The 19,440-nt window shown below is 75.5% G+C and carries 18 protein-coding genes and 2 pseudogenes; 13 read left to right on the forward strand and 7 right to left on the reverse strand.

Annotated features, from left to right (window positions below; translation table 11 throughout):
- Positions 1 to 37 precede the first annotated feature (37 nt).
- Positions 38 to 445 carry a ChaB family protein gene (locus D7223_RS28980; RefSeq protein ID WP_120732222.1) on the forward strand — a complete coding sequence of 136 codons (408 nt, stop codon included), beginning with the start codon at positions 38 to 40 and terminating at the stop codon, positions 443 to 445.
- 54 nt (positions 446 to 499) lie between these two features.
- Here D7223_RS28980 and D7223_RS28985 read toward each other — a convergent pair whose 3' ends face one another.
- Positions 500 to 1,933 carry an aldehyde dehydrogenase family protein gene (locus D7223_RS28985; protein ID WP_120732224.1) on the reverse strand — a complete coding sequence of 478 codons (1,434 nt, stop codon included), beginning with the start codon at positions 1,931 to 1,933 and terminating at the stop codon, positions 500 to 502.
- A gap of 97 nt (positions 1,934 to 2,030) precedes the next feature.
- On the opposite strand from D7223_RS28985, the gene D7223_RS28990 reads away from it, so the two are divergent.
- Positions 2,031 to 3,635, forward strand: coding sequence for a phytoene desaturase family protein (locus tag D7223_RS28990; protein WP_120732226.1), 1,605 nt, complete (start codon positions 2,031 to 2,033; stop codon positions 3,633 to 3,635).
- A 103-nt stretch (positions 3,636 to 3,738) separates the two neighbouring features.
- Here D7223_RS28990 and D7223_RS28995 read toward each other — a convergent pair whose 3' ends face one another.
- From D7223_RS28995 to D7223_RS29005, 3 genes are all read right to left on the reverse strand, one after another.
- A complete protein-coding gene (locus D7223_RS28995) occupies positions 3,739 to 4,506 on the reverse strand; it encodes a polyprenol monophosphomannose synthase (protein ID WP_120732228.1) in 768 nt (255 codons plus the stop codon).
- A 141-nt stretch (positions 4,507 to 4,647) separates the two neighbouring features.
- The gene (locus D7223_RS29000) at positions 4,648 to 5,649 is read right to left on the reverse strand and encodes an SDR family oxidoreductase (RefSeq protein ID WP_120732230.1); all 1,002 of its coding nucleotides are present in this window, start codon (positions 5,647 to 5,649) and stop codon (positions 4,648 to 4,650) included.
- Positions 5,646 to 6,074, reverse strand: coding sequence for an SRPBCC family protein (locus D7223_RS29005; protein ID WP_337589463.1), 429 nt, complete (start codon positions 6,072 to 6,074; stop codon positions 5,646 to 5,648). The genes D7223_RS29000 and D7223_RS29005 overlap by 4 nt, the downstream gene beginning before the upstream one ends.
- Positions 6,075 to 6,266: 192 nt before the next feature.
- Between D7223_RS29005 and D7223_RS34350 the strand changes: the two are divergent.
- The 9 genes and pseudogenes from D7223_RS34350 to D7223_RS29045 form a co-directional block, all read left to right on the forward strand.
- A pseudogene (locus tag D7223_RS34350) lies at positions 6,267 to 6,869 on the forward strand (D-glycero-alpha-D-manno-heptose-1,7-bisphosphate 7-phosphatase); the annotation flags it as partial.
- A gap of 84 nt (positions 6,870 to 6,953) precedes the next feature.
- Positions 6,954 to 8,057, forward strand: a pseudogene (locus D7223_RS34355) (glycosyltransferase family 9 protein); the annotation flags it as partial.
- Positions 8,054 to 9,031: a glycosyltransferase family protein gene (locus D7223_RS29015; protein WP_120732236.1), complete on the forward strand. Its 978-nt coding sequence runs from the start codon at positions 8,054 to 8,056 to the stop codon at positions 9,029 to 9,031. The pseudogene D7223_RS34355 and the gene D7223_RS29015, both read left to right, overlap by 4 nt.
- Positions 9,016 to 10,236, forward strand: coding sequence for a glycosyltransferase (locus tag D7223_RS29020; protein WP_120732237.1), 1,221 nt, complete (start codon positions 9,016 to 9,018; stop codon positions 10,234 to 10,236). The genes D7223_RS29015 and D7223_RS29020 overlap by 16 nt, the downstream gene beginning before the upstream one ends.
- Positions 10,233 to 10,928, forward strand: coding sequence for a D-sedoheptulose-7-phosphate isomerase (locus D7223_RS29025; RefSeq protein WP_120732239.1), 696 nt, complete (start codon positions 10,233 to 10,235; stop codon positions 10,926 to 10,928). The genes D7223_RS29020 and D7223_RS29025 overlap by 4 nt, the downstream gene beginning before the upstream one ends.
- Positions 10,929 to 10,942: 14 nt before the next feature.
- Positions 10,943 to 12,370 carry a PfkB family carbohydrate kinase gene (locus tag D7223_RS29030; RefSeq protein WP_120732340.1) on the forward strand — a complete coding sequence of 476 codons (1,428 nt, stop codon included), beginning with the start codon at positions 10,943 to 10,945 and terminating at the stop codon, positions 12,368 to 12,370.
- Positions 12,367 to 13,053 carry an SDR family oxidoreductase gene (locus D7223_RS29035; protein ID WP_120732241.1) on the forward strand — a complete coding sequence of 229 codons (687 nt, stop codon included), beginning with the start codon at positions 12,367 to 12,369 and terminating at the stop codon, positions 13,051 to 13,053. The genes D7223_RS29030 and D7223_RS29035 overlap by 4 nt, the downstream gene beginning before the upstream one ends.
- Positions 13,050 to 14,003, forward strand: coding sequence for a glycosyltransferase family 9 protein (locus tag D7223_RS29040; RefSeq protein WP_120732243.1), 954 nt, complete (start codon positions 13,050 to 13,052; stop codon positions 14,001 to 14,003). Before D7223_RS29035 ends, D7223_RS29040 begins: the two co-directional genes overlap by 4 nt.
- On the forward strand, positions 13,987 to 14,970 hold the full coding sequence (locus D7223_RS29045) for a DNA topoisomerase IB (protein WP_120732245.1): 984 nt from the start codon (positions 13,987 to 13,989) through the stop codon (positions 14,968 to 14,970). The genes D7223_RS29040 and D7223_RS29045 overlap by 17 nt, the downstream gene beginning before the upstream one ends.
- 164 nt (positions 14,971 to 15,134) lie before the next feature.
- On the opposite strand, the gene D7223_RS29050 is transcribed toward D7223_RS29045, so the two are convergent.
- On the reverse strand, positions 15,135 to 16,169 hold the full coding sequence (locus D7223_RS29050) for an AraC-like ligand-binding domain-containing protein (RefSeq protein WP_120732342.1): 1,035 nt from the start codon (positions 16,167 to 16,169) through the stop codon (positions 15,135 to 15,137).
- A gap of 58 nt (positions 16,170 to 16,227) precedes the next feature.
- On the reverse strand, positions 16,228 to 16,983 hold the full coding sequence (locus D7223_RS29055; RefSeq protein ID WP_120732247.1) for a TetR/AcrR family transcriptional regulator: 756 nt from the start codon (positions 16,981 to 16,983) through the stop codon (positions 16,228 to 16,230).
- Between the two features lie 101 nt (positions 16,984 to 17,084).
- Between D7223_RS29055 and D7223_RS29060 the strand changes: the two genes are divergently transcribed.
- Both D7223_RS29060 and D7223_RS29065 read left to right on the forward strand, forming a co-directional pair.
- Positions 17,085 to 18,056, forward strand: a complete 972-nt coding sequence (locus D7223_RS29060; protein ID WP_120732249.1) for an ATP-binding cassette domain-containing protein — start codon at positions 17,085 to 17,087, stop codon at positions 18,054 to 18,056.
- Entirely contained in the window at positions 18,049 to 18,813 is a 765-nt protein-coding gene (locus D7223_RS29065) for an ABC transporter permease (RefSeq protein ID WP_238162276.1), read from the forward strand. Before D7223_RS29060 ends, D7223_RS29065 begins: the two co-directional genes overlap by 8 nt.
- A 71-nt stretch (positions 18,814 to 18,884) precedes the next feature.
- Here D7223_RS29065 and D7223_RS29070 read toward each other — a convergent pair whose 3' ends face one another.
- On the reverse strand, positions 18,885 to 19,388 hold the full coding sequence (locus tag D7223_RS29070) for a hypothetical protein (RefSeq protein ID WP_120732346.1): 504 nt from the start codon (positions 19,386 to 19,388) through the stop codon (positions 18,885 to 18,887).
- Between the last annotated feature and the right edge of the window lie 52 nt (positions 19,389 to 19,440).

Genomic DNA, 19,440 nt, shown 5'->3' on the forward strand with positions numbered 1-19,440 from the left:
GGACAAGGGACACCCCATCGACACGGAGGAGGACGAGATGCCCGGGCGCGAAGCTCTGCCCAGCACGCTGCGGCGCTCCCCGGAGAAGGCGCAGCGCACCTGGGAGAAGGCACACGACTCGGCGGTGGAGACCTACGGTGAGGGCGAGCGGTCGCACCGCACCGCGTTCGCCGCGGTCAAGCACCAGTACGAGAAGGTCGGTGACCACTGGGAGTCGAAGGGCCGCAAGGGCCCCAGCGACCGGCAGGCCGCCGGGGGCGGACCACAGCGGCGGGCCGCGACCGCCGGCGGGGTGGACGCCAACGCCACCAAGGACCACCTGATGCGGGTCGCGCGCAAGCTCGACGTGCCCGGCCGGTCCAGCATGACCAAACCCGAGCTGGTCAAGGCGATCGAGAAGGCGAACAACCGCGCGACCACCAAGGCCCGCGAGAAGAAGCGCTGAGGCGTACGCGTCGACGGGGCCGCACCGGATCGGTGCGGCCCCGTCGTCGTCGGCTCACCAGTGCCCGCCGCCCGGCGCCTCGATGTGCACCGCCTTCGTCGCGGTGAACTCGTCAAGCAGCTCCGGGCCGTACCCGAAGCCCTGGCCGCTGCCGCGGCGCGGATGCGCGGCACCGCCCGGCGCCCCGCCGAAGACCGCGTTGACCTTGACCGTGCCCACCGGTAGCTCCCGCCAGGCGCGCTGGGCGTGGCTCATCGAGGCGGTCAGCACCGTGGCGGCCAGCCCGTACGGCGAGTCGGCGGCGCACCGCAGCGCCTCGGAGAACGAGTCCACCACCACCACCGGGGCGACCGGGCCGAAGGTCTCCTCGCGGACCAGGGGCATGTCGTGCCGGCACCCGGTGACGACGGTGGCCGGGTAGAACGCGCCCGGCCCGTCCGGCACGGTGCCACCGACCCGGATCCGCGCGCCCTGCGCCACCGCCGCGGTGACCTGCCCGTGCACGTGGTCGCGGTGCCGGCGGTCCACCATCGGCCCCAGCTCGGTGCCCGGGTCGGTGCCCGGTCCGGTGCGCAGCGCCGCCGCCCGGTCCACCAGCGCCGCGACGAAGTCCTCGGCCACGTCCCGGTGCACGTAGATCCGCTCCACGGCCACGCAGATCTGCCCGGCGTTGGCGAACGCGCCGACCGCGGCCTGGCCGGCCGCCCACACCGGGTCGACGTCGGCGTCGACCACCAGCGGGTCGCTGCCGCCGTTCTCCAGCAGCACCTTCGCGCCGGTGCGGGCCGCCGCGGCGGCGATCGCCCGGCCGGTGGCGGTGGACCCGACGTGGGCCACCACGTCCACCTCCTGGGCGGCCAGTGCGGCGCCCACCTCCGGACCGCCGGTCAGCAGCGACAGCACCCCCGCGGGCAGCGCCGAGTCCAGCGCCTTGGCCAGCAGCCAGCCGGTCGCCGGCGTCCGCTCGCTCGGCTTGAGCAGCACCACGTTTCCGGTGACCAGGGCCGCGCCGAGCAGCCCGCAGGGCACCGCCACCGGGTCGTTCCACGGGGTGACCGCGGCCACCACGCCACGCGGCTGCGGCGTCAGGAAATCGATCGCCTCGGCGCCGCCGAGCAGCGTCCGCCCGCCGCGTACCGGGGCCAGTTCCGCGTACTGCCGCAGGGTTCCGATGCCCGCCTCGACGCCGCCGCGCGCGTCGTCCAGAGGCTTGCCCATCTCCGCGGTGGTGGAGCGGGCGAGGTCGTCGGCGACCGCCGCGACCGCGTCCGCCGCGCGGTGCAGGGCCGCCGCCCGCTCCGCCGGCGCGGTCGCCGCCCACTCCGCCGCGACGCCGCGCGCCGCCTCCACCGCCTTGCCCACCTCGTCCGCCGTCGCCACCGGCACCGAGCTGACCGGGGAACCGTCGGCCGGGTCGTGCACGACCAACTCGCCTCCCGCGCCGCCGGCACCCCACACGCCACCAATGAGCTGCGCAACCGAGTACATGCGACGGCATGCCCCGGTTCCGACGCGGCAAACCGCGTTTCGTCCGGTTGGCGGCCGGGTAGGCGGATCGGATGATTGCGACCAGTGGGGCCAGGGGATGACGTCGACCGGCGCGGAGAGCGCGGATGCCGTCGTCATCGGGGCCGGGCACAACGGACTCGTCGCCGCCAACCTGCTCGCCGACGCGGGCTGGGACGTCGTGGTGCTGGAGGCCACCGCGGTCGCCGGGGGCGCGGTGCGCTCGGCCGAGGTGACCGCGCCCGGTTACCTCAGCGACCTCTACAGCTCCTTCTATCCCCTCGGCTACGCCTCACCCGTGCTCAACGGCCTCGGCCTGGAACGCCACGGCCTGCGCTGGCGACACTCCCCGGACGTGCTGGCCCACCTGCTGCCCGACGGGCGGGCGGCGGTGCTCAACCGCGACCCGGAGGCCACCGCGGCGTCGCTGGAGGCGTTCGCGCCCGGCGACGGGAAGCGCTGGCTGCACGCCTACGACGACTGGCGTCAGGTCGCCGAGCCGATGCTGGGCGCCATCACCCGACCGTTCCCGCCGGTCCGCGACGGCGTGACGCTGCTGCGCCGGCTGCGGGTGGGCGGGGCGCTGCGGCTGGCCCGGCGGCTGGTGGTGCCGGTCCGCAAACTCGGCGACGAACTGTTCGAGGGCGCCGGCGGTCCGGCCCTGCTGGCCGGCTGTGCCCTGCACACCGACCTGTCCCCGGAGGAGGCCGGGTCCGGCGTGTACGGCTGGCTGCTCGCGATGCTCGGCCAGCAGGTCGGCTGGCCGGTGCCGGACGGTGGGGCGCAGAAGATCACCGACGCGCTGGTGGATCGGCTGACCGAGCGTGGCGGCCGGATCCTCTACGGCGCGCGGGTGGACCGGGTGCTGACCGCGCGGGGCCGGGCGATGGGTGTTCGCACCTCCGGTGGTGCGCTGTGGCGGGCCCGCCGGGCGGTGCTCGCCGACGTGCCGGCGCCCGCGCTCTACCTGGACCTGGTCGGCGCGGCGGCGCTGCCACCCCGGCTGGTGGAGGACCTGGCCCACTTCAAGTGGGACGGCTCGACGCTCAAGGTGGACTGGGCGCTGTCCGCGCCGGTGCCATGGACGAACCGGGCGGTCGCCCCGGCCGGCACCGTGCACCTCGGGGCCGACGTCGACGGGCTGACCACGTACTCCGCCGAACTCGCCCGGGGTGAGCTGCCCCGCAAGCCGTTCCTGTTGGTGGGACAGATGACGGTGGCCGACCCGAGCCACTCGCCGCCGGGCACCGAGTCGCTGTGGTCGTACACCCACCTGCCGTTCCGCCGGAACTGGCGGGCCGAGGACATGGCCGCCCACGTGGAGCGGATGGAGCAGGTGCTGGAGGAGGCCGCGCCCGGCTTCCGCAGCCTCATCGTGGGCCGCCACGTGGCCGGTCCGGCCGACCTGGAGGACGGCAACCCGAGCCTGGTCGGCGGGGCGCTCGGCGGCGGTACCGCCGCGGCGTACCAGCAGCTGTTCCTGCGGCCGATCCCCGGACTGGGACGCGCGGACACCCCGGTGGACCGGTTGTTCCTGGCCAGCGCCTCCGCGCACCCCGGCGGCGGGGTGCACGGCGCGCCCGGTGCGAACGCCGCCCGGGCCGCCCTGGCCCGCGACCGCGCCGTCACCGGCGGCCTGTACGCCGCCACCATCGGCGCGGCCCACCGGGCGGTCTACCGCTGAGCCGGGCGGGTGCCGACACCCGCCCGCGGCCCCCGCCCGCGGCGGCGCCGCTGGCCCGCCGCAGCCGGGCGAGCGGGCGGCGGGTCGAGCGGGCGGCGGCCGGTCAGCGGGTGATGTTGCGGTGCTTGCTGCGCAGCTTGAAGGGCATCAGCGCACTTTCGATCTTGGTGGCGGTGGTCATCTTCGACGCACCGTCGCGCCGCTCCTCGAAACGGATCGGCACCTCCAGGATCGTGTGCCCCAGCCGGGTGGCGAGGTAGTGCATCTCCACCTGGAAGCTGTAGCCGTTGGACTGCACCCGCTCCAGACCGATGTCCCGCAGCGCGTCCGCCCGCCAGATCTTGAAACCGGCGGTCAGGTCACGGATCCGCACCCGCAGCAGGGTGTGCACGTACAGGTTCGCCCAGCTGCTGAGCGCCCGCCGGTACAACGGCCAGTTCTCGTCCAGTTCGCCGCCGGGAACGTAACGGGAGCCGATGACCACGCCGGCGTGGGTGGCGAGCAGGGCGCCGAGCATGCCGGGCAGGGCCTCCGGCGGGTGCGACAGGTCGGCGTCCATCTGGGCCACGTACTCCGCGCCGCCGTCGAGGGCGCGGCCGATCCCGTCCACGTACGCGCGCCCGAGCCCCTCCTTGCCGGGGCGGTGCAGAACCTCGACCCGGTCCGGGTGCTCGATGGCCAACTTGTCGGCCACCTCACCGGTGCCGTCCGGCGAGTTGTCGTCGGCGACCAGGACCTTCAGGCCCGGCAGCGACAGCGCGAGGAGCCTCTCGACCAGGACCGGCAGGTTGCCTGCCTCGTTGTAGGTCGGGACAACGACGGTCACGCGCACGTCCCGCCAGGGCGAGGGCAACTGCACGGGTTCAATCATCTCGGACATCCTCGGTCTGCGGACAGGGCTCCCTGAGAGGGTAGCCACCTGCTTGCCTCACCCCCGACAGTGCTCCCCGTCGCCGGCCCGGCGCGCCGCGTTTCGCGCGCCCCACCGCGGCCGGCCCGGTGGCCACGGAACTCAGCGTCGGCGTCGGGCGAGAGCGGTCACGGCCAGCGTCAGGCCGGCCAGGACCGCGCCGGACACGGCCGGCTTGTGGGTGCTCACCCAGAGCGCGGCGGAGGTCCCCCGGGCCCGGTCGGTGAAGATCCCCTCGGCGCCCCGGTCCCGCTCGTCGTCGCCCGGCCGGTCCAGGTTGTCGCGCCAGGCGGCCCTGTCGATCTCGGTCCCGGTCTGCTGGCTGTCGAACCCGTCCCGGGCCAGCTTGCGGTCCAGCAGCCCCGGCACCAGGATGTCGCCCAACCGGGCCTGCCAGGTCGGCCCGCCCACGTTGAGTTCCCGGGGACCGTGGTCGGCGGCCCACAGGATGGCCCGCGCGGCGACCTCCGGCGCGAAGATCGGTGGCACCGGCTGCGGGTGGCGGGGCAGCCGGGTCCGCACCCAGGAGAACTGCGGCGTGTTGACCGCCGGCAGCTGGACCATCGACAGCTTCACCCCGGGATACTCGTGCAGCAACTCCGCCCGCAGCGAGTCGTTGAAGCCCTGCACCGCGTGCTTGCTCGCGCAGTACGCCGACTGCAACGGGATCCCCCGGTAGGCCAGCGCCGAGCCGACCTGCACGATCGCGCCCCGCCCATGGACCCGCATGTGCCGCAGCGCGGCCAGCGAACCGTGCACGGTGCCCAGGTAGTTGACCTCGGTGACCCGGCGGAACTCCGGTGCGGTGACCTCCCACGCCCGGGCGAACACCGACACCATCGCGTTGTTGACCCAGACGTCGATGCCACCGAACCGGTGCACCACGTCGTCGGCGGCCTGCTGCACCGCGCCCGCGTCGGCCACGTCGACCTGATAGGTCCGCACGTCCGACGCGCCCCGCGCGCGGCAGTCCCGCTCGGCGGCGGCCAGACCGGCCGCGCCACGCGCGAGCAGGGCCAGCCGGGCACCCCGTTCGGCGTACGCGTGGGCGACCGCCCGGCCCACCCCGGCGCTCGCCCCGGTGATCACCACTGTCTGGCTCATTCCGGGCCCTTCTGTCGGCGGGCGATGTCGGAGAGACGGGCCAGCGTCTCCTTGTTGCGCTGGTGCAGCACCAGGTCGTTGACCTTGTTGCGGACCCAGCGCAGCGGACCGGCGGCGAAGTCCTCGCCGAGGCGGACCCGGGTGCGACCCTCGCCCACCTGCTCCAGGGTGAACACGACGATCGCCTCACCGGCCGGCCAGAGGCCGGCCCGGACGATCAGCTTGTGTGGGGGTTCGCAGCCCAGCACGGTCGAGGAGTCCTGGAGGGACAACGGCCAGGGCCCGGCCCGGTGGTGCAACTGGCTGCCCACCCGGGGCCACGCGTCGTCCACGTTCCGGACGTGCGCGGTGCCCACCACCCAGTCGCTGTACGTCCACCCGTCGGCGAGCACGGCCCAGATCTGCTCGGGGGGAGCCTCGATCACTTTCTCCACAATTGCCACTGCGCCCCCATACCCCGGCGTCGGGTCGGGCTAACGACCCGGGTGGGTTAGCTTCTCCGGGGCGACGGGTAACGCCACCCGCGGGTCCGGCGTGTCCACGCCGCCGGCGCCGCGCTGGCGGCGACGTTTACTCCTCGGGGCGCAGGGAACCCGCCCGCCGTGCGACAGGACCACGTGGAGCCGCATCAGCGCAGGTCGGCCCGGGTTGACGCCGGTGCCGGCCGGCTGCGGGGTCCCCGACTGTTCGACGCGGTGCTGCTCGACCGGGACGGGACGTTGGTCCACGACGTGCCGTACAACGGCGATCCGGAGAAGGTGCGCGCCCTGCCGGGCGCGCGCGAGGCCCTGGACCGGTTGCGCGCGGCGGGGCTGCGGTTGGCGGTGGTGACGAACCAGTCCGGCCTGGCCCGGGGACTGTTCACCGAGGCGCAGCTGGCGGCGGTGCACGCGCGGGTGGAGGACCTGCTGGGCCCGTTCGACGCGTGGCTGGTGTGTCCGCACGACGACGGTGCCGGCTGCGGGTGCCGCAAGCCGGCCCCGGGGCTGGTACACGCCGCCGCCCGCGCCCTGGGGACGACGCCGGCGCGCTGCGTGCTGGTGGGTGACATCGGCCGGGACGTGACGGCGGCGCTCGCGGCGGGGGCGCAGGCGGTCCTGGTGCCGACGCCGGTGACCCGCCGGGAGGAGGTCGACGCGGCCCCGTGGGTGGCGGCGGACCTGCCCGGCGCGGTGGGGGAGATCCTGCGTCGTCAGGCGGCGGTGGACCCGGCCGCCCACCCGGGGTCCTCGGCGTCCTACCCGGGGTCCTCCGGGCCGGTCGGACGGGACGGGCGGGCGGCGACCGGTGGCCCGACGGCGGACCGGCGGTCCGGCACGGTGCTGGTGGTGCGCGCCGACTCGGCCGGGGACGTGCTGGTCACCGGGCCGGGGATCCGGGCGGTCGCCGCGCACGCGCGGCGGGTAGTGCTGCTCTGCGGGCCGCGGGGCCGGGCCGCCGCCGAACTCCTCCCGGGCGTCGACGAGATCGTCGAGCACCGGCTGCCGTGGATCGACCCCGACCCCGGGCCGGTCGACCCGGCCGACATCGCCGCGCTGACCGGCCGGCTGGCCGCCGTCGGGGCGGACGAGGCGGTCGTCTTCACCAGCTTCCACCAGTCCCCGCTGCCGCTGGCCCTGCTGCTGCGTACCGCCGGCGTCGCCCGGATCTCGGCGATCAGCGACGACTACCCGGGCAGTCTGCTGGACGTCCGGCACCGCGTCCCGGTGGGCGTACCCGAACCCGAACGCGCCCTGTCCCTCGCCGCCGCCGCCGGCTACCCGCTGCCCGACCACGACGAACCCGCCCTGCGCCTGCGGGCGGTGCCGCCACCGGTGCAGGCCCCCGGGTACGTGGTGCTGCACCCCGGTTCGGCCGCGTCGGCCCGTGCCTGCCCGCCGCAGGTCGCCGCGGGCATCGCCCGGGCGCTCGCCGGTGCCGGTTACCGGGTGCTGGTCACCGGGGGACCCGACGAGCGGGAGGTCACCGCCCGGGTGGCCGGCGACGTGGCGGTGGACCTCGGGGGCGGCACCGACCTCGCCGAACTGGCCGGCGTCGTCGCCGGGGCCGCCGCCGTGGTGGTCGGCAACACCGGCCCGGCGCACCTCGCGGCGGCGTACGGCGTGCCGGTGGTGAGCCTGTTCGCCCCGACCGTCCCGTTCGGGCAGTGGGGGCCCTGGCGGGTGCCGACGGTACGCCTCGGCGACCCGAGTGCCCCCTGCCGCGACACCCGCGCCGCGGCCTGCCCGGTGCCGGGGCATCCCTGCCTGAGCCGGGTGGAACCCCGGGAGGTCCTCGGTGCCCTGCGCCTGCTGGGCGTGACCCCGCAACCGGTGCCCCGACCGGCCCTCGCCGCCTCCGCCCCCGCGTCCGCCGCCGGCCCTGCCGTCCCCGCCCCCGTCGCCTCCGCCGCCGGGAGCGGACGATGAACATCCTCCTCTGGCACGTGCACGGGTCCTGGACGACCTCGTTCGTGCACGGCAAACACCGCTACCTGGTCCCGGTCACCCCCGACCGCGGCCCGTACGGACTCGGCCGGGCCCGCACCTACCCCTGGCCGGACACCGCCGTCGAGGTCGCCCCCGAGGACCTGCGCGCCGCCGACGTGGACCTGGTCATCCTGCAACGCCCCGAGGAGATCGACCTCGCCGCGCAGTGGCTGGGCCGCGTTCCCGGCCGGGACCTTCCCGCGATCTACGTGGAGCACAACACGCCGAAGGACGGCGACGTCCCGAACAGCCGCCACCCCCTCGCCGACCGCGACGACCTGCTCATCGCCCACGTCACCGCCTTCAATCAGCTCTTCTGGGACACCGGCGGCACCCGTACCACGGTGGTGGACCACGGGGTCGTCGCCCCGGCGACGCGGTACACCGGCGAACTGGACCGGCTCGCGGTGGTCATCAACGAGCCGGTGCGCCGCTGGCGGGTCACCGGCACCGACCTGCTGCCCCGCTTCGCCGAGATCGCCCCGCTGGACGTGTACGGCATGCGGGTGGCCGGGCTGGCCGAGCACCTGGGCCTGCCCGCCGACCGGATCACCAGCCACGACGACGTGCCGCAGGCCCGGATGCACACCGAACTGGGACGGCGGCGCGCCTACCTGCACCTGTGCCGGTGGACCTCGCTCGGGCTGAGCCTGGTCGAGGCGATGACGATGGGCATGCCGGTCGTCGCGCTGGCCACCACCGAGGCGGTGATGGCGGTGCCGCCCGGCGCCGGAGCCCTCGCCACCCGGATCGACACCCTGCTGGACGCGGCCCGCCGGTTCGTGGCGGACCCGGCGGAGGCGCGTCGCGCCGGCGAGGTGGCCCGCGCGGTCGCCCTCGACCGGTACGGGCTGGACCGATTCCTCGCCGACTGGGACCGGCTGCTGGAGGAGGAAACATGCGCATCGCGATGATCTCGGAGCACGCCAGCCCGCTCGCCATCCTCGGCGGGGAGGACGCCGGTGGCCAGAACACGCACGTCGCCGAACTCTCCGCCGCCCTGGTCGCCGCCGGGCACGACGTCCGCGTCTACACCCGGCGCGACGCCGTCGACCTGCCGGTGTCCGTCCGCACCCCGGACGGGTACGAGGTGGTGCACGTACCGGCCGGACCGGCCGAGCCGCTGGCCAAGGACGCGCTGCTGCCCCACATGAAGGAGTTCAGCCGCTGGCTGGTCGACCGGTGGCGCGGCGGCGACTGGACACCGGAGGTCGTCCACGCGCACTTCTGGATGAGCGGCCTGGCCGGGCTGGCCGCCAGCCGGCAGCTCGGGGTGCCGGTGGTGCAGACGTACCACGCCCTCGGTGTGGTCAAGCGGCGGCACCAGGGCGTGCAGGACACCAGCCCCGCCCGCCGGATCGGCTACGAGCGCGAGCTGGGCCGCTCGGTGGACCGGGTCGTCGCCCAGTGCCAGGACGAGGTGGGGGAGCTGGTCCGGATGGGGGTGCCCCGGACCCGGATGACGGTCGTCCCCTCCGGGGTCAACCTCGCCACCTTCGCGCCGCTCGGCCCGGCCGCCGAGCGGGATCCGGGGCGGGCGCGCATCCTCACCGTCGGTCGGCTGGTGGAACGCAAGGGCTTCCAGACCGTGGTCCGGGCGATGTCCTACGTGCCGGACGCGGAGTGCGTCGTCGTCGGCGGCCCGCCCGCCGGGTTGCTGGAGAGCGACCCGTACGCGCGGCGGTTGCGGGCGCTGGCCGGCAGCTGCGGGGTGGCCGACCGGGTGCGGCTGGTCGGTGCGGTGCCCCGCGAGGAGATGGGCCGCTGGTACCGGTCGGCGGACCTGCTGGTCGCCGCACCCTGGTACGAGCCGTTCGGCCTCACCCCGCTGGAGGCGATGGCGTGCGGGGTGCCGGTGGTCGGCACCGCCGTGGGCGGCATCAAGGACACCGTGGTGGAGGGCGTCACCGGTGACCTGGTGCCGGCGCGGGACCCCCGCGCGCTGGGCGACGCCGTCCGGGACCTGCTCGACGACCGGATCCGCCGCTTCTCCTACGCGGCGGCGGCGCGGGAGCGGGCCCGCCGGACGTACTCCTGGGCGGTGACCGCCCAGCGGCTGGCCGGGGTGTACGAGGAGGTGGCCGCGGTGCGCCGGCCGACCCGGGTGGTGGCCGGATGACCGGTTCGTCGCTGCTGGACAGCCACCTGACGAACCTGGCCGCCGCCCTGCTGCCGTACCGCCGGCACGAGGAACTGCTGGCCCGGTGGGGCGGCACGCTGGCCCGGCGGCTGGTCGCCGGTGGCCGGCTGCTGGTGGCCGGCAACGGCGGCAGTGCCGCCGAGGCCCAGCACCTCACCGCCGAACTGGTCGGCAAGCTGCACGACGACCGGCAGCCACTGTCCGCCATCGCCCTGCACGCCGAGACCAGCGCGCTGACCGCGATCGGCAACGACTACGGCTACGACGAGGTCTACGCCCGTCAGGTCCGCGCCCACGGTCGCCCGGGCGACATCCTCCTGCTGCTGTCCACCAGCGGCGCCAGCCGCAACCTGCTGCACGCCGCGCGGGCCGGCCACCGGCAGCACCTGACCACCTGGGCGCTCACCGGCCCCGCCCCCAACGCCCTGGCCGACATCTGCCACGACGTCCTCGCCGTGGACTCGGTGGACAGCCAGGTCGTCCAGGAACTCCACCTGGTGACCAGCCACCTCCTCTGCGAGTACGTCGAGGCGGCGCTGCCCGCGGCGCTCGGCGCCCCGGCCGACCGGGCACGGCACGGGGTGCCCACCGGACACACCCGGTCCACCCCGGTCCGGACCGGGGTGGAGGTGGTGCTGGAGGACGGCACGGGCCCGCAGGTGCAGGCGTGAACGAGGAGGGAAGCGTGACGGGACCGCTGGTGGTGGTCGGTGACACCCTGCTGGACCGGGACGTCGAGGGGGCGGTGAACCGGCTCTGTCCGGACTCGCCGGTGCCGGTGCTCGACGAGACCGCGTACGTCGACCGGCCCGGTGGCGCCGGCCTGGCGGCGGTGTTCGCCGCCGCCGCGGGCGGTACCGAGGTGGTGCTGGTGACCGCGCTGGCCGACGACGCCGGCGGCGCGCGACTCAGCGCCCTGCTCGCCGCCGCCGGCGTGCAGGTGTACGCGCTGGGCCTGGGTGGCACGACCCCGGAGAAGGTCCGGCTGCGCGCCCGGGGCCGGGTTCTGCTGCGCCACGACCGGGGCGGCACACCCGGTGAGCCCGGCGAGCCGTCGGACGCGGTGCTGCGGGTGATCGCGGAGGCGTCGGCGGTGCTGGTCAGCGACTACGGCCGGGGGGTGGCCCGGCAACCGGCGCTGCGGACCGCGCTGGCCGCCACCCGGGCGCCGGTGGTCTGGGACCCGCATCCGCGCGGGCCGGCGGCGGTGCCCGGTGTGCACCTGGCCACCCCGAACGAGTCGGAGGTCCGTGAGCTGGCCAAGGCGCCGCCGGGGGCGACCCGGCTGGCCACCGCGTCGCGGGGCGCGCAGGGGCTGCGCCGCCGGTGGCGGGCCGGCGCCGTGGCGGTGACCCTGGGCGGTGACGGCGCGCTGCTCTGCCACGCCGGGTCCACCCCGCTCGTGGTGCCCGCGCCGGCGACCGCCGACGGTGACACCTGCGGCGCCGGTGACCGGTTCGCGGCCACCGCCACGCTGGCCCTGGCCCGGGGCGCGCTGGTCTCCGAGGCGGTGCAGGCGGCGGTCGCCGAGGCCACCGCCTACGTCGCCGGTGGGGGAGTGTCCGCCGCGCTGCCGGCGCCGGCGCGACCCCTGCCGCCCACGGTCGCCGGGCCGGCCGCGGACCGGGTCGGGGTGGCCGCGGCGGCGGCCGTGGTCTCCGAGGTACGTGCCGCCGGCGGCACGGTGGTGGCCACCGGCGGCTGCTTCGACCTGCTGCACGCCGGCCACGTGGCGACCCTCCAGGCGGCCCGCCAGCTCGGTGACTGCCTGGTGGTCTGCCTCAACTCCGACGCCAGCGTCACCGACCTGAAGGGGCCGCAGCGGCCGGTCGTGCCGCAGGGTGACCGCAGTCGCCTGCTCGCGGCGTTGGGCTGCGTCGACGCGGTCCTGATCTTCGACGAGTCGACCCCGCACGCGGCGTTGTCCTGGCTGCGGCCGGACATCTGGGTCAAGGGTGGTGACTACGCCACCGGAGGGGGTGCGGAGGTGCTGCCGGAGGCGGAGATCCTGCGTCGCTGGGGTGGGCACACGGTGGTGGTGCCGTACCTGGACGGCCGGTCCACCACCGGCATGATCGCCGCCGCCCGCTCGTCCGGGGTGGTGGCGGCGTGACCGCCGGGTCGACGGTGCTGGTCACCGGCGGGTCCAGCGGTCTGGGCGCGGCGGTGGTGGCGGCGGTGGCGCGGTCCGGCGGCCGCCCGGTGGTGCTGGACCGGCGACCACCCGCCGACGGGGTGCCGTGGGTCGAGTGCGACCTGGCCGACAGCCGGGCCGCCGAGGCGGCCACGGTCCGCCTGGCCGAGCGTTCCGGCGGGCTGGACGCGGTGGTCACCGCCGCCGGGGTGGACACCCCCGGCGGGCTGGGCGACGTGCCGGGGGAGACGTGGGACCGGATCGTGGCGGTCAACCTGCTCGGCACCGCGGCGGTCGTCCGGGCGGCGCTGCCGTTCCTGGAGGCCACCCACGGCACGGTGGTGACGGTGGCGTCGACGCTGGGCGTCAAGGCGGTCGGCGACGCCACGGCCTACTGCGCGGCGAAGTTCGGCGTGGTCGGGTTCACCCGCGCGCTGGCCGCCGAACTCGCCGGCCGGGTCGGGGTCACCCTGCTCGTCCCGGGCGGCATGCGGACCGCCTTCTTCGACGAGCGCGACGAACGGTACAAACCCGGACCCGACGCCAGCCTCAACGATCCCGCCGACACCGCCGCCGCGGTCCTGTTCGCCCTGTCCCAACCGCCCGGCTGCGCCGTGCGCGAGATGGTGGTCTGCGCCGAACAGGAAACCTCCTACCCGTGATCCTCGTCCTGCGCGCCCTGGGCGTCGGCGACCTCGCCACCGCCGTGCCGGCGCTGCGCGCGTTGCGGGCCGCGTACCCGGGCGACCGGATCGCGCTCGCCGCGCCGGCCTGGCTGGCCCCGCTGGTGGACCTGGTCGGTGGCGTCGACCGGGTGGTGCCCACCGACGGCCTCGGCCGGCTCGACCCGTCGGTGGGCCGGCCCGCGGTGGCGGTCAACCTGCACGGGCGGGGACCCGCGTCGCACCGGATGCTCGCCGCCACCCGCCCCGGCCGGCTGCTCGCCTTCGCCAACGCGGAGGCCGGTCACCACGACGGCCCGGACTGGGACGACGGCGAGCACGAGGTCGACCGGTGGTGCCGGTTGCTGCGGGCGTACCGGATCGCGGCGGACCCGGGCGACCTGGCGCTGCGCCGCCCCCCGCCGGACCGGGTGGCGACCGGGGTGACGGTGGTGCACCCCGGCTCGAAGGTGCCGGCGAAGCGCTGGCCGGCCGAGCGGTTCGCCGCGGTCGCCGGGCGGTTGGCCGCCGCCGGTCACCGGGTCGTCGTCACCGGCGACGCCGCCGAGGTGCCGCTCGCCCGGCGGGTCGCCCGACTCGCCGGGCTGCCCGCCGACGTGGTCCTGGCCGGCCGCACCGACCTGGGTGAGCTGGCCGCGCTGGTTGCCCACGCGCGGCTGGTCGTCTGCGGCGACACCGGCGTCGGCCACCTCGCCACCGGCTACCGCACCCCCTCGGTCCTGCTCTTCGGACCGGTCAGCCCGGCCCGCTGGGGGCCGCCCGCGGACCGTCCGTGGCACCGGGTGCTGTGGGCCGGCGAGGGTTCTCGGCGCGGGCCGGAGGGGGTGGAAAGCCACCCGACGATGGTGGCGCTACCGGTCGGAGAGGTGCTCGTGGCGGTGGACGACGTGCAACGGACGGCGCGGGTCTCCGGTGCGGTTGCGGCGTAGCGACCCGGGGCGGCCGGGATACCGGCGTCGGCGGCGGGGCAGCGGTTGGTTGTTCCTCGACCCGTCCGGCGATCCGGTCCGCGACCCGCAGACCCTCGCCCGGCTGCGTGACCTGGTCATCCCGCCGGCCTGGCAGGACGTGTGGATCGCGCCGTACCCGAACGGGCACATCCAGGCCACCGGGATCGACGCGGCCGGCCGGAAGCAGTACCTGTACCACCCCACCTGGCGCGAGAAGCGCGACGGCGCCAAGTTCGACCACGTCCTGGAGGTGGCCCGCCGGCTGCCGGCACTGCGGGAACGGGTCGACACCGATCTCACCGGGCGGGGCCTGAGCCGTGACCGGGTGCTGGCGACCGTCACCCGCCTGCTCGACATGGGCATGTTCCGGGTGGGCAGCGACCAGTACGCGGCCGGGGAGGAACCCACCTTCGGCGTGTCCACGCTGCGTCCCGAGCACGCCCGGACCCGGGGTGGCTGCGTCGTGTTCGCGTTCCCCGCGAAGGGCGGCATCGAGCAGGTGCGCCGGATCGAGGACCCGCAGCTGTGCCAGGTGCTGACCAACCTCCGCCGCCGGCGGCGTGCCGCCGAGCGCCTCTTCGGCTACTGGGACGGCCGGGACTGGCGCGACGTGCGCAGCGACGAGGTCAACGACTACCTGCGTGAGGCCAGCGGCGGGGAGATGACCGCGAAGGACTTCCGCACCTGGCACGCCACCGTCCTGGCGGCCACCGAACTGGCCACGGCGGGCCGGCAGCGGTCGGTCACCGCCCGGCGGCGGGCGGTCGCCGGAGTGATGCGGGAGGTGGCGCAGCTGCTGGGCAACACCCCCACGGTGGCCCGGACCTCCTACGTCGACCCGCGGGTGGTGGACCTCTACCACGACGGGGTGCTGGCGCCGGTGGAGCCGGGCACGCCCCGGGAGGAGGCCGAACGGCGGGTGCTGGGGTTGCTGGAGGACGCCTGACCGGCTCCGCCGACGGTCCTGGGGGAAAGGGCGGAGCCGGAGCCCGGGGCGTCGCCGGGGGCACCGGGCGGGCCACCCGCCGTCACCCCGGACGGCGGGCGCCTCGCCACGGCCCCCGTTGGCGACCGGCCCGGTGGAAGAACCGAGAACCGGTCGCGTTGGGATCAGTCTGCCCCGCTCCGGTTGACAGTGGATGCCGAGCGGTTGACGATCCGTGCCGGTCCGAGGCTCAGGTCCCGCCACTCCTGGGGCGACATGCCGTACGCCGCCCGGAACACCCGGCTGAAGTGGGCCTTGTCCGGGAAGCCCCACCGGGAGGCGATCAGCTGGACGGGTTGCCCACGTCGTGCCGGGTCGGCCAGGTCGTCCCGGCACCGGGTCAGCCGCAGGTTGCGGATGTAGGCCGCGACGGTCGTGTCCTCCGCCGCGAAGAGGCGGTGCAGGGACCGCAGCGAGATGTGGTGCGCGTCCGCGATCATCTGGGGCGCCAGCGTCACGTCCCCGAGGTGCCGGTGGACGTACGCGCGGATCCGGGTGATCAGGGCCCGTCGCCGTACCTCGCGGGGCACCGCGTCGTCGGACACCAGGTGGCGGCCGAGCATGGTGGCGGCGAGGTCGAGGGCGACGGTGCCGAGTCGGGCGGCGTCCGCCGCGTGGTACTGCTCCGGGTGGGTGCTCACCTGGGTGAGGAACTGCGCCAGCAGGGCGCCCACCCCCTCGGTGCCGGACAGTCGGGCGCCGAACATCGGTGCCAGCCGGTCGGACCGCAGCGGCAGCGCCTGGTGCGGGATGACCAGGACCAGCGAGGTGGCCGGCTGCTGGCCGTCGTCGTCGCCGTAGTGGATGACCTCGTGCGGGCGGGACCCGTCGTAGAAGGTGAACTCACCCGGTCGACCGGCGGTGTACCGGCCCGCCTGGCTGGACGCGCTGTTGCCCGCCGTGGTCAGCGCGAGCACCAGGCACTCCGGGTCGGACTGCCGGACGAGCCGTTCGGTGCGCACTCCCTCCATCGACGGGTACCGGTAGCTGACCAGCTGTACCGGCCCGAGACCGACGAGGTCGGCCCGGGCGAGGAAGTCGTGCGCGTGCTCGCTGCGGATCCGCAACGGCGCGGAGACGCGTGCCACCAGTTCGAGCCACATGTCGAAGCGGTCGGCCGCGGGCACCTGCGCGGTGTCGACGGAGTGCGTCTGGAGCATCACTGCGGTCTCCTCGTGCGGGTGCGGCGGGTCCGGTGTGGACACGCCGGTCGGGCGGTCAGGTGGCTGCCGCTCGCGACCGGATCAGGGCCTCGACGCCGTCGAGGATCCGGCCCAGGCCGAAGTGCCACTCGTCGTCGAACTCCTCGGTCTCGTCGAACGTGGCGTCGGTCAGCAGTTCGTGGATCGCCGGGTACGGCCCGTGCCGGGTCAGCCGCGCGAGCTGCTGCCAGTAGTGTGCGCCCACCTCGTCGGCGCTCAGCCCGGCCCGGCCGGCCGCCACGGCGAGGTCGGCGTTCAGCGTGGCCCAGTTCCGCGCGTACCCGCTGACCAGCATGACGGTGGAGAGCCGTTCACCGCCGCGCAGGCCGCTGCCGCGCAGGGCGGCCAGTGCCCGCTCCATCCAGCGCACCTGGTTGGGGCCCAGCGGGGGCCCGCCGATCGGGACGTGCCGGATCCACGGATGCCGGTGGATGGTCGCGGCGTTGGCCCAGGCCCAGCGGGCCAGCGCGGGCCGCCAGTCCTCGTCGGCGCCCCGCGCCGCCGGTGGGTCCCCGTACGCCGCGTCGACCATCAGGTCCAGCAGGTCGGTCTTGGCCGGCACGTACCGGTAGAGCGACATGGTGGCCACGCCCAGCTCGCCGGCGACCCGGCTCATCGACACCGCGGCCAGTCCGTCGGCCGCGGCGACCCGGATGCCGGCGGCCACCACCCGGTCCAGGGTCAGGCTGCGCTTCGGGCCCTTGCCGGGCCGTTCCCGCAGACCCCAGGCGATCTCGACGCTCTCCGGCAGGTCGACGTCCGGCTCGCTCATCGGTGCCTCTCGGTCGGGGACGTTGACCGCCATCCTATCTTCTGCGTATGGTGCACGCATTGCAGCGTATGCCATACACAGAACACGGGGAGTGGGATGACATGGAGACGGTGACGACCGCGGCGGTGGAGACCGTCGCGCTCCGCAAGTCGTTCGGCGGGGTGGTCGTGCTCGACGGGCTCACCATGCGGGTGGCCCGGGGCAGCGTCCACGCCCTGCTCGGGCCGAACGGGGCGGGCAAGACCACGACGGTGCGGATCCTGGCCACCCTGGCCGCTCCGGACGGCGGCACGGCCCGGGTGCTCGGCCACGACGTGGTGCGGGACCGGCGCCGGGTGCGCCGCACGATCAGCCTGGCCGGGCAGCACGCGGCCCTGGACGACCACCAGACCGGCGCGGAGAACCTGGAGATGATGGCCCGGCTGACCGGGGTGCCCCGGGCGGCGGCGCGGCGCCGCGCCGCCGATCTGCTGGACCGCTTCGACCTGGCCGCGGCGGGCGGCCGGCGGGTGGTGACCTACTCCGGCGGCATGCGCCGCCGGCTCGACCTGGCCGCCAGCCTGGTCGGCCAGCCGTCGGTGATCTTCCTGGACGAGCCGACCACCGGGCTCGACCCGCGCAGCCGGCGCGGGCTGTGGGAGGTCGTCGGCGAACTGGCCGGCGCCGGCGTGACCGTCCTGCTGACCACGCAGTACCTGGAGGAGGCCGATCGGCTGGCCGACCGGATCTCGGTGCTGCACGGCGGCCGGCTCGCCGCCGAGGGCACCGCGACCGAGTTGAAGCAGCGCTTCGGCGCGCACCGGCTGGAGTTGACGCTGCGCGACACCGACCGTTTCGCCGAGGTGGCCCGCCGGCTCGGCGACCGGGTCGCCAACCGCGACCCGGCGCGGCTGGAGCTGGAGGTGAGCACCGACGGCACCGGGCCGCGGGTGCGGCACCTGCTCGACGAGGTCGACCCGGACCGGCGAGGGATCACCCGCTTCCACGTCCGCACGGCCACCCTCGACGACGTCTTCCTCACCCTCACCGGGCAGTCCGCGCCGGCCGACCGTCGGGAGGCCGCTGGTGTCTGAGCTGACCGCCCGGCCGGGCGACGCGCTGGTCATGGTGGGTCGCTGCGTACGGCTCTCCCGCCGCAACACCGACGCGCTGCTGACCTCGCTCCTGCTGCCGGTGATCCTGATGCTGCTCTTCGTCTATCTCTTCGGCGGCGCGATCGACACCGGCAGCGCCTACGTCACCTACGTCGTACCCGGCGTGCTGCTGCTCTGCGCCGGTTTCGGGGCGGCCACGACGGCGGTCAGCGTCACCACGGACCTGACCAACGGTGTGGTGGAACGGCTCCGCACGATGGACGTCGGCGCCACCGCCATCCTCGCCGGACACGTGGTGGCCAGCGTCGTGCGCAACTCCGTCTCCACCGTGCTGGTGCTGGCCGTCGCGGTGGCGATCGGGTTCCGCCCGGCGCTCGACCCGCCGCGCTGGCTCGCCGCCGCCGGGGTGCTGCTGCTGTTCCTGTTCGCCGTCTCCTGGCTGTCCGCCGCGTTCGGGCTGCTGGCCCGGACCCCGGAGGCGGCCAACGGCTTCACGTTCCTGGTGATGTTCCTGCCCTACCCGTCCAGCGCCTTCGTGCCGGTGGAGACGATGCCGTCCTGGATCCGCGGCTTCGCCGACCACCAGCCCGTGACGCCGGTGATCGAGACGCTGCGGGCGCTGCTGCTGGCCACCCCCGCGGGATCCGCGCCGGCCCGGGCGGTGGCCTGGTGCCTGGGCATCCTGGTGGTCGCGGTGGCACTGTCCGCGGTGCTGTTCCGGCGCCGCGTCGGCTGAGCCGCACCGGGGCGTACGACGAGGGCCGCCCTCCACGGGGGAAGGCGGCCCTCGTCGTCGTGTTCCGGGGATCAGTCGTTGAGCACCTGGGAGAGCCGGTCGCGGAACCGCCGCTCGGAGTCGCTGACCACGTCGCCGCCCAGGCCGAGCAGCCCGCCGCTGGACGCCGCGCCCACCACCTGCTCGGCGATGTCGACCAACCAGTGCTTGTACGCCCCGGCCTCGCCCTCGTCCACCTTGGCGGCCAGCAGGGCGGCGGCGGCCTTGGCCCGGCCGAGCACGTCCTCGGCCAGCGCGCGCGGGTCGCTCGGCGCGATGACCGGAAGCTCGGCACCGTCCTCCGGGTCGCCCACCCGAGCGACGATCTCCCCGGCCACGGCGGCCACCAGCGGGTTCGCCGACTCCCGGCCGGCGGAGATGGTCTCCAGCCCGGCCGCGTTCTCGGCCATGGTGCGTCTGGTGCCGTCGGACTCGGCGGCGCTCGCCGCGGTGAGCACCGACTGCGGGAGGCCGACCAGCAGCCCCCACTCCTCGTCGGTGAAACCGAAACCGGTGTACGCCGGCTGCTCGATCACGGCAACGTCCTCCTGCTCGTCGTGCACGTCCCGCCCCCCGGGGTGTCGTCGG

This window comes from Micromonospora endolithica (genome assembly GCF_003626595.1).
In the GTDB taxonomy this organism is placed as follows: domain Bacteria; phylum Actinomycetota; class Actinomycetes; order Mycobacteriales; family Micromonosporaceae; genus Micromonospora; species Micromonospora endolithica.